Genomic DNA, 14575 nt, shown 5'->3' with positions numbered 1-14575 from the left:
CAAATTTAAATCAGATAAAAAGGATGTTAGAACAAGCATTTAATAAATTTCCAAATACAGACGGATTAATTATGCATTCGGATCAAGGGTGGCAGTATCAACATTCACACTATAGAAGTGAGTTGAAAAAACATGGAATCATTCAATCAATGTCTAGAAAGGGAAATTGTTATGATAATAGTATCATGGAATCATTTTTCGGAAGAATGAAGACGGAGATATTTTATGGTTATGAAAAGAATTATATGTCATTTGAAGAGTTTAGTAAAGCTGTATATGAATATATAGCTTATTATAACAACAAGAGAATTCAATCAAAAACGAAATGGATGTCACCTGTACAATACAGGATAACATCCACATGTTTAAACTAAATATATATGTGTCCAGAATTTTGGGTACACATCAGTTTCTCCGAAATTACGATTTTTGAGTTACCCCCTATATTACTTATATTAAATCAAAATAAAAACAGTGGATTCATTCCACTGCTTTTTTAACTTTGTTATACTCCTAATTCATTTTTTAACGCTTGCTGTAATACTTGTGAAAAGTTTATTTTTTTCTCTTTCCCTAAGTCTACTAACCATTTTGGCAAAGTAACCATTTTATTTACTGCTTTGTTTTCTTCTCTACGTCTAATAAAATCAGTATCAACATTAATTAATTGTAATTGTTGATTGTCGTTTAATTTAGCTTGTAACTCTTGATATGTACTTGGTTTAGGTATACTCATTTTTTCATCTTCTAATACTAATAAATAACCCTCTAGAGCGTCTTTACTCATGTATAAAGCTTCTTCTAAATTATCACCAAAAGTAATACAACCTTTTAAATCTGGGAATGTTATATCTATATAATCTTTTTCTTGCGTAAATACTGCATAATACATATATTTCATGTGGTTAACCTCCTAAAATCAAGGGGTTTTATTTCAAGCCCGCTTGTTTTAATATCTTTTGTGCCGTCCCTTTTGGTAAATCTCTTTTTGGGTGCGGTACAGTTATAAGATAATCTTTGTTAGGGTGCTTAAATTGGTGGTGACTGCCTTTTATTCGGACTTCTTGCCAACCTAACTTATTAAGCTGTTTTATTAATTCTTTCGAACTCATGAGTTTACCTCCTAACACTATATATTTTAACATATGTTTTAACATATGTAAATGTTTTTGTAGAAGATTATTCATTATGATTTTTTTATCTTAAAATATTCTTGTTTTACTTATCGGTTTTTAAAATGATTTTTGCGAAAAAATAGGTTTTTCTTTTAACTTCGTAGTGTATTTTGTAAAAGTCAAGTATATCAAGGCTCTAGAATATTTAAAAATCAAATGTCTGTATTTTCATATGTAAATAAACAGTATAAATAAATGAATAGGTTAAAAAGTTCATAAAATCTTAAATATTGTTTATATAAAATTAAAAATATCCGATTTTTATTCTATTTATACTTGATAAAAATTTAAACAAGTAGTATAATTTGAAATGTAGACGTACGATAAAAATAAAATATGTAAATATATAATCAAATAACGTACATTCAAATAAAAAAAGGAGCTTAAAGTATGAAAGTTGCGGTAATTATGGGTTCGAAGTCGGATTATACAACGATGGAAGAAACTTGTAAGTTGTTAGAAGAGTTTGAAATTCCTTTTGATAAAAAAGTAGTAAGTGCACATAGGACGCCTGATCTTTTAGTTGAATTTTCTAAAAACGCGAAAAAAAATGGTTATTCATTAATCATAGCAGCTGCAGGTGGTGCAGCACATCTCCCTGGGATGGTTGCTTCTATGACGACATTACCAGTTATTGGTGTTCCGATTAAATCTAGTGTTCTTAGTGGAGTTGACTCATTGTATTCGATAGTACAGATGCCTGCAGGTGTACCTGTCTTAACTATGGCAATTGGGGTAGCTGGAGCTAAAAATGCGGCTATTAGTGCATTATCAATACTAGGAATTTATGATGAGAAATATGCTAGTAAGTACGAACGATTTAAAAAAGAACAAGAAAGAATAGTATTGGAAGAGATGAAACTATGATTAAGACGATATTACCAGGAAAGACTATTGGAATAATCGGTGGTGGTCAATTAGGAAGAATGCTCGCTATGAGTGCCAAAGAGATGGGTTACAAGATTGCTGTTCTAGATCCTAGTGACAGCTGTTGTGCAAAAATTTTTAGCGATATTTTTATTCAAGCTGAGTTCAATGATTTCGCAAGTGTTGAAAAGTTATGTTCGGTTAGTGATGTCATCACTTTTGAATTTGAGAATATTGATGCCGCTTCTTTAGAAAAACTAGAGAAAAAGTATAATATTGTCCAAAGTTCAGAAGTATTAAGAACTACTCAGCACAGATATTATGAAAAAGAATTTGCTAGAAAATTAGACATTCCAACAGTAGACTATATGTATATTGAAGAAGATACTAATGTAGAAATAACTAAGCCTTATTTAATGAAAACTGTACGTTTTGGTTATGATGGAAAAGGTCAGAAAAAAATAAGCTTTAGTGAAGAAGTAGAACCACATACGTTACTAGAAGAGTTCGTTAAACTTGATAAAGAAATTTCGGTCGTGGCTGTTAAAGATAAAGACGAGGTTAATATCGTTGCAGTAGTAGAAAATGAACATAGAAATAATATTCTATATCGTTCGAAAGTACCTACTTCAGCTACTAAGGAGCAAGAAGCTCTTGCAATAGAGTATACGAAAAGAATTCTTAGTAATTTTGACTATTACGGAGTACTTACTGTTGAATTTTTTATAAGTGAAGGAAAAGTTATTTTTAATGAAATAGCACCACGAGTTCACAATTCAGGTCATATTACGATGCAGAGTGCAACTAAGAGTCAATTTAGAGCTCATATTGAAGCTATTTGCGGCTTAAAAGTTGGTAAGATAGAAAATAAAGAAACGACATTATATAATATCCTAGGTCAAGACTTAAATTATTATATAGATGTGTATAAAAATAATGGTGGTTACTTACACTTATATGAAAAAGAACCACGACAAGATAGAAAAATAGGACATATTAATTTTTACGGTGATGTAATTTTAGGAGGAGAACATGACTAATAAACGAATTTTTGTAAAGAAACGTAATGGATATAATAAAGAAGAATTACAGCTAAGAGATAACCTGAACTTAGAGTTTAATCTAGGTCTTGACTCTGTCGAGTTGTATGTAATTTATGATGTCTTTAATATTGATGAAGAAACTTATGAACTAGCTAAAACTTCTGTATTTTCTGAGATTGTTGTCGATGAAGTGTTTGAAGATATTGAGCTAAATGATGGGAAGCACTTCGCTTATGAAGTGTTACCTGCTCAATACGATCAAAGAGCTGACAGCGCAAAAGAAAGCATAAGATTGCTTAACTCGAAAAGTAAAGCAACTGTACGAAGTGGTAAGCTAGTTCTTTTTAATAAAAAATTAACAGATGAACAATTAGAACTTGTAGAAAGTTACTTAGTAAATCCTATTGAAGCTCGTAAAAAAGATTTATCAATTCTTGACTTTACATTAGATTCTACTCCAAAACCACTAAAAGATTTAGCTGGATTTTTAGAGTTTGACAAAGATGCGTTACTTGGTCTTAAAAAAGAATTTTCTCTAGCGATGAATATTGAAGATTTAGTATTTATCCAAGATTACTTTAAAAAAGAAGGTCGCGTACCAACTGAAACTGAAATCTATGTATTAGATTGTTACTGGAGTGACCACTGCCGACACACTACATTTGAAACTGTGTTGGATGAAGTTAAAATTGAGTCAGAACTTTTCCAAAAAGAGATGCAAGATGCATTTGATTATTACTTAAACGTCCGTGATGAACTTGACCGTAACGATAAACCTATCACGCTTATGGATATGGCGAGTATTATCGGTAAATATCATGTAAAAGTATTAAAAGATGAAAATATTGAAGTAAGTGAAGAAATTAATGCATGTTCATTCTTTACTACTATAGAAAATAATGGTGAAAAAGAACGTTGGTTAATCCAATTCAAAAATGAAACTCATAACCACCCAAGTGAAATCGAACCATTTGGAGGAGCGAGTACTTGTATAGGGGGAGCTATTAGAGACCCACTATCAGGACGTAGTTACGTTTATCAAGCTATGCGTATTTCAGGAAGTGGTAATGTATTACAAAAACGTGAAGATACTTTAAAACACAAACTTCCCCAAGTAGATATAGCTAAAGGAACTGCACACGGTAATTCATCATACGGTAACCAAATTGGACTTGCGACTACTTTTGTTCGTGAATTATATGATGATAGCTATGTAGCTAAACATATGGAAGTTGGTGCTGTAGTCGGAGCTGTTAAGGACGGAGATTATAAACGTGAAACTCTTGTCGATGGTGATATCGTTGTAATGATTGGTGGTAGAACTGGTCGTGACGGTATTCAAGGTGCGAGTGGTTCAAGTGTAGAACATACTAATGATTCATTAAATACTATGTCTAGCCAAGTTCAGAAAGGTAATGCCCCTGAAGAACGTAAGTTACAGCGTCTATTTAGAAAACCAGAAGTTACAAGACTTGTTAAAAAATGTAATGACTTCGGTGCTGGTGGTGTTTGTGTAGCTATCGGTGAACTTTCTGATGGTATTGAAATTCATTTAGAAAAAGTTCTTACTAAATATCAAGGATTGAATGCTACAGAATTAGCTACTAGTGAATCTCAAGAACGTATGGCAGTAGCTATTGATAAGAAAGATTATGATGCGTTTGTTCGTAAATGTGAGAAAGAAAATATTGAATACGCTCATGTTGCTACGGTAACTAATAGACGTCGCTTAGAGATGTATTACAACGATGAGAAGGTTGTTGATATGAGTGCTGATTTCTTAGAGACAAGTGGTGTTCGTCAAAAATCGTCAGTTACGATGAAGGATAACAATGCAGCTAATCCATTCTTAAATAAAGAAGTAACTCGTGAAAATATTTTAAGTGAATTAGGTGAGTTAAATGTAACTTGTCAAAAAGGTCTTGCTCAAAAATTTGACTCATCAATTGGTGTAACTACAGTACTTATGCCTTTTGCAGGTAAACATAAACTTACACCAGTTCAAGCAAGCGTTCAAGCTTTACCAACATTACATACAACAAGTGATACAGCGACAATCTTAACTTATGGATTTATTCCAAAAATTTCTTACTACTCACCATTCCTATCATCTATTTATGCGGTGTTAGAATCAGTAGCAAAAGTTTATGCAGTAGGTGGAAATAAAGATAGCTTATACTTCTCATTCCAAGAGTACTTCGAAAAATTAGGAACTGATAGTACTAAATGGGGTAAAGTTACTCAAAGTTTATTAGGAAGTATTTATGCTCAAAAAGAAATTGGTAGACCAAGTATCGGTGGTAAGGATAGTATGTCAGGTACTTTCAATGACTTAAATGTAGTTGAAACATTAATTTCATTTGCTTGTACACCTGTAAAAATAGCTGATGTAATAACTCCTGAACTTAAACAAGTTGGCAATAGATTATATTATGTACCTGTAGAAAAAGATGAAAAAGGATACCCAGACATTAAGAAAACTTTAGAAAATTATGAACTTATTCATAAATATATTAAAGAAGGTAAGATAGTATCTGCTTATGTCCAAGAAGAGGGAAGTATTGCCGCTTCATTAGTGAAAATGTCACTAGGTAATGATTTAGGTTTTGAAGTTGAAAAAGAAAACATTCTTAACTTTGATCCAGCATCTCTTGTAGTAGAAGCAACAGCTGAGCTACCATTTGAAGAATTAGGAAAAGTTAGTGAAAGAATTATAATTAATAACGAAGTGTTTATGCATAAAGATATTTACGAAGCATATACAAAAACACTAAATAAAGTTTATCCATTATATCAAAATGAAGATAAAGGTAATGTAGAAAACTTACATACAGAATATAAAGAGAAAAAATATTATCCTGAATATGTAGAAGATGTAAAAGTGGTTATTCCAGTATTCCCTGGTACAAACTGTGAATATGATAGTGAAAAAGCCTTCTTAGAAGCGGGAGCTACACCAATAACAGTAGTTATTAGAAATACACGTGAAAATGATATTGAACAATCGATAGAAGAGTTCACAAAAACTATCGAACAGTCTCATATAATTATGTTCCCTGGAGGATTCTCGAGTGGTGATGAACCAGATGGAAGTGCTAAATACATTGTAAACTTCTTAAAAAATGAAAAAGTTAAAGAAGCGATCCATAAACACCTTGCTCAGAAAAAATTAATCTTAGGTGTGTGTAATGGATTCCAAGCATTATTAAAATCAGGGCTATTACCTTATGGTGAAGTAAGAGAGTTGGCAGAAGATGATCTAACACTATATAGAAATGATAGTTATGAACATATTTCAACTACAGCCTTTACTCGTGTAGCTAATACAAATTCACCTTGGTTACAAGATTTTAACATCGGAGATCAACACGAAGTAGTGTTCAGTCATGGTGAAGGTAAAGTTGTAGGACTTAATATTAACAAATTTAAACATCTTGTAGCTTTCCAATATAGCGACTTTGATGGTAATGCTACATTAAATGGTCGCTTCAATCCTAATGGATCAATTCTAGCTACTGAAGGATTAGTTAGTGAAGATGGACTTATACTAGGAAAAATGGGACACAGCGAGAGATACGGAGCTACATTATATAAAACAAATACAATAAAAGTAAAACAAGATATATTCAAAAATGGAGTGAATTACTTCAAAGGGGGAAGAAAATAATGAAACTTTTATATGAAGGAAAAGCTAAACAACTGTTCGAATGTGAAAACAATGATGAGATTTATGTGCATTATAAAAATAGTGCTACAGCCTTTAATGGTGTGAAAAAAGAAGAATTTGAAGGTAAAGGAGTATTTAATAATACAATTACTTCATTAATCTTCGAGTATCTAAAAAAACAGGGTGTAAAAACTCATTTCATTAGAAAAGTTAACGAAACAGATCAAATATGTAAACACGTAACTATTATTCCTTTAGAAGTAATTGTACGTAATATAGTAGCTGGTTCTATGGCAAAAAAATATGGACTTGAAGAAGGAAAAAAATTAAAAAAACCAGTCTTTGAACTTAGTTATAAAAATGATGAACTAAATGATCCATTAATAAACAATGATCATGCAGTTGCATTAGAAATTGTTACAGAAGAAGAGTTAGAAAATATCAGAACTCAAGCTTTAAAAATCAATGAACTATTACAAAAATTGTACTTAGATGCAAACTTAGTACTTGTTGACTTCAAAATTGAATTCGGAAAAACTAAAGATGGTGAAATAATTCTAGCTGATGAAATTTCTCCAGATACATGTCGTCTTTGGGATAAGGATACAAATGAGAAATTAGACAAAGATAGATTTAGAAGAGATTTAGGTTCAGTAATGGAAGCTTATGAAGAAGTTTTAAGGAGATTAAAAAATGCGTAGTCTTAATGAAGAATGTGGAGTATTTGGTATTTGGGGACATCCTGAAGCAAGTAATGTAACGTACTTCGGTTTACATAGTTTACAACATAGAGGTCAAGAAGGAGCTGGAATAGTTTCTAAAGAAGGTACAACACTTAGAGGGCATCGTGACCTAGGTCTAGTATCAGAAGTATTTCGTGATAAAGAAAAATTAGAAAGATTAGTAGGTGAAAGTGCTATTGGACATGTTAGATATGCAACTAGCGGTAGCAATAGTATTCAAAATATTCAACCATTTCTATTTCATTTCTATGATATGAGTGTTGGTATCTGCCACAATGGTAACTTAATCAATGCGAAAACTTTAAGAAAAGAATTAGAAGAACAAGGTGCAATATTCCATTCGTCTTCTGATACAGAAGTACTAATTCATCTTATTAGAAGAAGTAAAAAAGAAACGTTTAAAGAACAGCTTAAAGAAAGTCTAAATATTATCAAAGGTGGATTTACATATTTAGTATTAACAGAAAAAACTCTTTACGGTGCGGTAGATCCAAATAGTTTTAGACCTTTAGCGATAGGTAAGATGAAAAATGGGGCCTATGTTGCGGCAAGTGAGACTTGTGCATTGGATATAGTTGGTGCAGAGTTTGTATGTAATGTAGGTGCTGGAGAGCTAGTTACTATTAATGATAAAGGTATTAGAATCGAGAAATATACAGAAGATACACAAGTAGCTATAGCAGCGATGGAATATGTATATTTTGCTAGACCAGACTCAAATATTGCTGGTATTAACGTTCACAGTGCTAGAAAAAGAACAGGTCGAACACTTGCTAAAGAGCAACCTACACCAGATGCTGATATGGTAATAGGTGTACCTAACTCATCTTTATCAGCAGCTAGTGGTTATGCAGAAGAAAGTGGACTTCCATATGAAATGGGATTAATTAAAAATCAATATGTTGCTCGTACATTTATACAGCCTACACAAGAACTTCGTGAGCAAGGTGTTAGAATGAAATTATCGGCGGTTCGTGGAGTAGTTCAAGGTAAGAGTATTGTATTAGTTGATGATTCGATAGTTCGCGGTACTACTAGTAAGAGAATAGTGAAAATGTTAAAAGAAGCGGGAGCAAGAGAAGTGCACGTAAGAATAGCATGTCCACCACTTATGTTCCCAAGTTTCTATGGTATAGATATTTCTACTACACAAGAACTTATCTCAGCAAATAAAACAAATGAAGAAATTTGTGAAATTATTGGAGCGGATTCTCTAGGATTTCTAAGTGAACAAGGATTAATAGATTCTATTGGTTTAAACTATGATGCACCGTATACAGGGTTATGTATGGAGTGCTATAACGGAGATTATTCAGCAGGTCTATATGACTATGAAGAAAGTTACGTTAATTCAATGACAGATATTCAAATACAATTTCTAAAAGAGAGGGGTAGAATGTAATGAGTAAAAAGTATGAAGAAAGTGGTGTAAGTTTACAAGCTGGTTATGAAAGTGTGGAGCGTATTAAAAAACACGTAGCTCGTACAAAAAATCTTGGTATGATGTCAGCTATCGGTGGCTTTGGGGGAGCGTTCGACCTTAGTAGTTATAACTTTAAAAATCCTGTATTAGTTAGTGGAACTGACGGTGTTGGAACAAAATTAAAACTTGCATTCGAATTAGATATTCATAATACAATTGGTATAGATGTTGTAGCGATGTGTGCTAATGACATACTAGCTCAAGGTGCCATTCCATTATTTTTCCTAGATTATCTAGCTGTAGGTAAAAACTACCCTGAACAAGTAGAAGCAATTGTTGAAGGTGTTGCTGAAGGTTGTGTTCAAGCAGGATGTGCGATAGTCGGAGGAGAGACTGCTGAGATGGCAGGATTTTATGAAGATGGAGAATATGATATTGCTGGATTCTGCGTAGGAGCTCAAGAAAAAGAACTATTATTAAGTACTGAAAATACAAAAGCTGGACAAGTTGTGATTGGTCTTCCATCAAGTGGAGTACATTCTAATGGTTTCTCTTTAGTAAGAAAAATTTTAAAAGATAATAATATTGGTTTAAACGAAGAATTTAATGGAAGTACAGTAGGAAAAACATTATTAACACCTACTAAAATCTATGTAAAAGAAGTGCTTAAAGTACTAGAAGAGGTAAAAGTAGCTGGAATAGCTCATATTACAGGTGGTGGTTTCCATGAGAATTTACCTCGTGCTCTTAAAGATGGATTAGGTATGAAGATTGATAAAAATTCATATGAAGTACCAGCGGTATTCAAGTATCTACAAGAAAAAGGTAAAATCGATGAAGAAGAAATGTACCACATCTTTAATATGGGTGTAGGAATGGTATTAATAGTAAACAAGGAAGACGTAGATAAAACTTTATCATTAATAGATAATGCGTTTGTTCTTGGAGAAGTAACAGATGAAAGTGGAATAAAAATAGTATGAAGAAAGTAGCAATATTTGCATCAGGAACAGGAAGCAATTTTGAGAAAATTGCAGATGATGAAAGATTAAAAGATAAAATCTCAATTGAGCTGTTAGTATGTGATAAGAAAGATGCAGCGGTTATTAGAAAAGCACATGATAGAAATATTAAGGTGTTTATATTCTCTGCAAAAGATTTTGAGTCAAAAGAAGCATATGAAAGTGTAATTTTTGAGAAAGTTAAAGATTTAGATTATATATTTTTAGCAGGATATATGAGAATTATTTCACCTTATTTCTTAGAAAAATATAAAAAGACAATTCTTAATTTACATCCGTCTTTATTACCCAAATTTAAAGGTAAAGATGCTATCGAACAAGCGTTCAATGCAGGTGAGAATGAGATAGGAATTAGTATCCATTATGTAAATGAAGAACTTGATGGTGGAGAAGTGATTGCACAAAGATCATTTGAAGTTTTAGAAGAGGATACTTTAGAAACTGTTATTGAAAAAGTACATAAACTAGAACATAAATTATATCCAGAAGTAATATTGAAGTTAGTTGAGGAGGCACTATGACTAAAAGAGCATTAATAAGTGTAAGTGATAAAACAAATATTGTAGAATTTGCAAAAGGTTTAGAAAAACATGGTTTCGAAGTTATTAGTACAGGTGGAACTTATACACATTTAAAAAATAATGGTGTAAGCTGTATTAGTATCGAAGATGTTACTCATTTTCCAGAAATTTTAGAAGGTCGCGTAAAAACTTTGCACCCTAAAATTCATGGAGGTCTATTATCAAAACGTGGTAATGAACTTCATAATAAACATGTAGCTGAAAATAACATTGAATATATTGACTTAGTTTGTGTAAACTTATATCCATTCGAAGCTACTGTAAAAAAAGAAGATGTTAGTGAAGAGGAGATTATCGAAAATATCGATATCGGTGGTCCGAGTATGCTAAGAAGTGCTGCTAAAAACTTCAATGACGTAGCAGTAGTTACTGATATTAATGACTATGATAGAGTACTTTCTGAACTTGAACAAGGTGGTATTACTTATGAAACAAGAAGAGCATTAGCTATAAAAGTATTTAATACAACAGCTAGTTATGATGCTGCTATCGCTAATTACTTTAATAAAAAAGATAACTTAGTACCTGAAAAATTAACATTATCGTATAAACTTCAAGATAGTCTTCGTTATGGGGAAAACCCTCATCAAAAAGCTTATCACTATGTACAAGATAATAACGAAAGTTATGCTTTGCAAAATGCTGTGCAACTTCATGGTAAAGAAATGTCATACAATAACATTCAAGATGCTTCTGCAGCACTAGATATTCTTTCAGAGTTTGATGAAACTACATGTGTTGCTGTTAAACACATGAATCCATGTGGAGTAGCGACAGGAAATTCTGTATTCGAAGCATATAGTCGTGCATATGAAGCGGATCCTGTATCAATCTTCGGAGGAATCGTTGCAGTAAATGGAAAAGTAGATAAAGAAACTGCTGAAAAAATGCACAGTATCTTTTTAGAAATTATATTAGCGACAGATTACGATGAAGAAGCGTTAGAAATACTAACTAAAAAGAAAAATCTACGTATTTACAAACTGTCAGAAAAAAATAATAATCATGAACAACAAATTAAAAGTGTACGAGGTGGAATCTTAGTACAAGATTTTAATGATAAACTAGCAGATGAATATGAAAGTGTGACTGAGAAAAAAGTTGATGAAACTCAACAAAAAGATATTGAGTTTGGCTTAAAAGTGGTAAAACATGTTAAATCAAATGCAATAGTAGTAGTAAAAGATGGGCAAACTTTAGGAATTGGTGCTGGTCAGATGAATAGAGTAGGTTCATGTAAAATAGCTTTAGAACAAGCAGGAGAAAAAGCAAGAGGTGCAGTGCTAGCTTCAGATGCATTTTTCCCAATGAGAGATAGTGCTGATATTGCGGCTGATTACGGTATCGCTGCGATAGTGCAACCAGGTGGATCTATACGAGATCAAGAAAGCATAGATGCATGTAATGAGAAAGGTGTGGCGATGGTCTTCAGTAAAATACGTCACTTTAAACACTAATATGGCTAAAGTATTAGTAGTAGGAAGCGGCGGTAGAGAGCACGCTATCGCTTATAAATTCCATAAAGAAGGTCACGAAGTACATATGGCAGGAATTAATCCTGCAGTCGAAGAATTTGGAGTATGTGTAGCATTAACAGAAGACCAAATACCAAGCTACGCAAAAACAAATGGTATCGACCTTGTTTTCGTTGGCCCGGAAGTGCCATTAGTTAATGGTCTAGTAGATGAACTACAAAAAGAAGGTGTACGTGCCTTTGGACCATCTAAACTTGCAGCGCAATTAGAAGGAAGCAAAGTATTCTCAAAAATGATGATGAGAAAGTACGATATTCCGACTGCAAAATATGAAAGTTTCAATGATTATAAACAAGCTAAAGAGTACTTAAGCAAGCAAAAAGCTCCGATTGTTCTTAAAGCAGACGGACTAGCAGCGGGGAAAGGTGTAATTATAGCGAATACTCTAGAAGAAGCACAAGCTGAACTTAAGGAAATGATGTGCAATGCTAAATTCAATAAGGCCGGTTCTAGTGTCGTTATTGAAGAATTTCTTCAAGGTGAAGAATTTTCGTTGATGTGTTTTGTTTCTGATAGAAAAGTATATCCGATGGAAATTGCTCAAGATCATAAACGAGCTTTTGATAATGATGAAGGATTAAATACTGGAGGAATGGGAGCATATCTTCCACTTAAGAAAATTACTCAAGAAGACATTGATGAAGGGGTTAGAAATGTTGTTCAACCCATGGTTGATGCTATGAGTGATGAAGGAATGCCATTTTACGGTATATTATATGCCGGTCTTATGAAATGTCATGATGGTGTAAAAACTATTGAATTTAATGTTCGTTTTGGAGATCCAGAGAGTGAAATTCTACTTCTATCATTAGAGAGTGATTTATACGAAATAGCAAACAATATTATAGATGGTAAAGAAGTAGAGTTAAAATGGAGTGAGGATGCTTTTATCGGTGTTGTAATGGCAGCGAAAGGATATCCTGAACACAGTGAAAAAGGAGCTGTAATACACGGCTTAGATAAAGTGTCAACACCAGTATTCCATATGGGAACTAAGCGTGTAGGTGATGATATAGTAATTAATGGTGGTCGTGTATTATTAATTTGTGCACAAGGAAAGAGCTTGCAAGAAGCGTATAAAAAAGTGTATAATGAGATAGTAAAAATAGAATGTGAAGAACTATTTTACAGAAAAGACATCGGTCATTTGTCATTATAATATTTTTAGATAGATCGATTGAAATAAAAAAACATCAGGAGATTATTGCAATGATTGAAAGATATAGTAGAGAAGAAATGCGTAATATCTTTAGCGATGAGAATCGTTTTAAAGCATATTTAGAAGTAGAACTTTATGCGACAGAAGCTTGGAGTACATTAGGTGTTGTACCAAAAGAAGATGTTGAAAAATTATTCGCTAATGCAAAATTTGACCTACCAGGTATTTTAGAATTAGAAAAAGAAACAAAGCATGATATAGTAGCATTTACTCGTAATGTTTCTAGTTATCTAGGTGATGAAAAAAAATGGGTGCACTATGGATTAACATCTACTGATGTTGTTGATACTGCTTATGGATATTTATATAAACAAGCTAATGATATACTTTACAGAGATCTATTAAATTTCCAAGAAGTATTAAAGGAAAAAGCACTACAATATAAATTCACACCATGTATCGGACGTACTCACGGGGTTCATGCTGATATTAGCAGCTTTGGATTAAAATTCGCACTTTATTATGATGAATTTAATCGTCATATCAAACGTTTCAACGAAGTAAGAAAAATTATTGAAGTAGGAAAAATTTCTGGAGCCGTAGGTACATTTTCAAATACACCACCAGAAGTTCAAGACTATGTTTGTGCAAAATTAGGAATTGAATCAAGTAATATTTCAACACAAACTTTACAACGTGATAGACATGCTGATTACTATGCAACGTTAGCATTAATAGCAAGTTCAATCGAAAAAATTGGGGTGGAAATTCGTCATCTACAACGTACAGAAGTAAGAGAAGCAGAAGAATTCTTCTCGAAAAATCAAAAAGGTTCAAGTGCAATGCCTCATAAACGTAATCCAATCTCAAGTGAAAACATGGCAGGGTGTGCTAGAATTATGCGTGGATACATGTTTGCAGCTTACGAAAATATTCCATTATGGCATGAACGTGATATTTCTCACTCAAGTGCAGAAAGAATTTTAAGTAATGATGCAACAACATTATTAGATTATATGTTAAACAGATTTACTAATGTTGTGAAAAATCTAACAGTATTTACAGATAACATGATTAAAAATATTTATGCCACTAACGGTGTGATTTTCGCTCAAAGAACTATGAGTAACCTTATCGAAAAATACTCATTCTCTCGTGAAGAAGCATACGATTTAGTACAACCACTTGCGATGAAATCTTGGTTCGAAGGTATTCCATTTAGAGAGCTTCTTGAAGAAAATGAAACTATTAAAAATACAGTTTCTAAAGAAGTGTTAGATAGTTGTTTCGATCTAAATGTACATCTAGTAAATATCGATAAGATCTATAAACGTATTCCAGGATTGGAAGATTAAAATAA

13 protein-coding genes are annotated in these 14575 nt (G+C 32.5%); 11 read left to right on the top strand and 2 right to left on the bottom strand.

Going from position 1 to position 14575, the window contains the following annotated elements:
- A partial coding sequence (locus O5Y44_RS01055) for an IS3 family transposase (protein WP_371465223.1) occupies positions 1-374 on the top strand: 374 nt, incomplete at its 5' end.
- A gap of 131 nt (positions 375-505) precedes the next feature.
- Here the strand turns inward: O5Y44_RS01055 and O5Y44_RS01050 are convergent.
- Together O5Y44_RS01050 and O5Y44_RS01045 are read right to left on the bottom strand one after the other, a co-directional pair.
- Positions 506-901, bottom strand: a complete 396-nt coding sequence (locus O5Y44_RS01050) for a type II toxin-antitoxin system HicB family antitoxin (protein WP_271965255.1) — start codon at positions 899-901, stop codon at positions 506-508.
- Positions 902-929: 28 nt separating this feature from the next.
- Positions 930-1112, bottom strand: a complete 183-nt coding sequence (locus O5Y44_RS01045; RefSeq protein ID WP_271965256.1) for a type II toxin-antitoxin system HicA family toxin — start codon at positions 1110-1112, stop codon at positions 930-932.
- A gap of 453 nt (positions 1113-1565) precedes the next feature.
- Here O5Y44_RS01045 and purE point away from each other — a divergent pair, with 453 nt between their 5' ends.
- Genes purE through purB form a run of 10 tightly spaced genes read left to right on the top strand, consistent with a single transcriptional unit; the run spans position 1566 to position 14570 of the window.
- Positions 1566-2042: a 5-(carboxyamino)imidazole ribonucleotide mutase gene (purE, locus tag O5Y44_RS01040; protein ID WP_316447553.1), complete on the top strand. Its 477-nt coding sequence runs from the start codon at positions 1566-1568 to the stop codon at positions 2040-2042.
- A complete protein-coding gene (locus tag O5Y44_RS01035) occupies positions 2039-3082 on the top strand; it encodes a 5-(carboxyamino)imidazole ribonucleotide synthase (RefSeq protein WP_371465221.1) in 1044 nt (347 codons plus the stop codon). Before purE ends, O5Y44_RS01035 begins: the two co-directional genes overlap by 4 nt.
- Positions 3075-6752 (top strand): phosphoribosylformylglycinamidine synthase, encoded by a 3678-nt coding sequence (locus tag O5Y44_RS01030; RefSeq protein WP_371465219.1) that lies wholly within the window; start codon positions 3075-3077, stop codon positions 6750-6752. The genes O5Y44_RS01035 and O5Y44_RS01030 overlap by 8 nt, the downstream gene beginning before the upstream one ends.
- Positions 6752-7453, top strand: coding sequence for a phosphoribosylaminoimidazolesuccinocarboxamide synthase (purC, locus tag O5Y44_RS01025; protein ID WP_371465217.1), 702 nt, complete (start codon positions 6752-6754; stop codon positions 7451-7453). Before O5Y44_RS01030 ends, purC begins: the two co-directional genes overlap by 1 nt.
- Positions 7446-8897 carry an amidophosphoribosyltransferase gene (gene purF / locus O5Y44_RS01020; RefSeq protein ID WP_371465215.1) on the top strand — a complete coding sequence of 484 codons (1452 nt, stop codon included), beginning with the start codon at positions 7446-7448 and terminating at the stop codon, positions 8895-8897. Before purC ends, purF begins: the two co-directional genes overlap by 8 nt.
- Positions 8897-9901 (top strand): phosphoribosylformylglycinamidine cyclo-ligase, encoded by a 1005-nt coding sequence (gene purM, locus O5Y44_RS01015; RefSeq protein WP_316447549.1) that lies wholly within the window; start codon positions 8897-8899, stop codon positions 9899-9901. Before purF ends, purM begins: the two co-directional genes overlap by 1 nt.
- Positions 9898-10461, top strand: coding sequence for a phosphoribosylglycinamide formyltransferase (purN, locus tag O5Y44_RS01010; protein ID WP_371465213.1), 564 nt, complete (start codon positions 9898-9900; stop codon positions 10459-10461). The genes purM and purN overlap by 4 nt, the downstream gene beginning before the upstream one ends.
- Positions 10458-11978, top strand: a complete 1521-nt coding sequence (gene purH / locus O5Y44_RS01005) for a bifunctional phosphoribosylaminoimidazolecarboxamide formyltransferase/IMP cyclohydrolase (protein ID WP_371465211.1) — start codon at positions 10458-10460, stop codon at positions 11976-11978. Before purN ends, purH begins: the two co-directional genes overlap by 4 nt.
- Position 11979: 1 nt before the next feature.
- Positions 11980-13215: a phosphoribosylamine--glycine ligase gene (purD, locus tag O5Y44_RS01000; RefSeq protein WP_371465209.1), complete on the top strand. Its 1236-nt coding sequence runs from the start codon at positions 11980-11982 to the stop codon at positions 13213-13215.
- A gap of 50 nt (positions 13216-13265) precedes the next feature.
- A complete protein-coding gene (gene purB, locus O5Y44_RS00995; RefSeq protein WP_003145935.1) occupies positions 13266-14570 on the top strand; it encodes an adenylosuccinate lyase in 1305 nt (434 codons plus the stop codon).
- The last annotated feature ends 5 nt before the right edge of the window (positions 14571-14575 follow it).

The organism is Gemella sp. 27098_8_155, assembly GCF_041433725.1.
In the GTDB taxonomy this organism is placed as follows: Bacteria; Bacillota; Bacilli; order Staphylococcales; family Gemellaceae; genus Gemella; species Gemella haemolysans_D.
The sequence above is the reverse complement of the archived record's forward strand: the minus strand, read 5'-3'. Positions and strand labels throughout refer to the sequence as shown.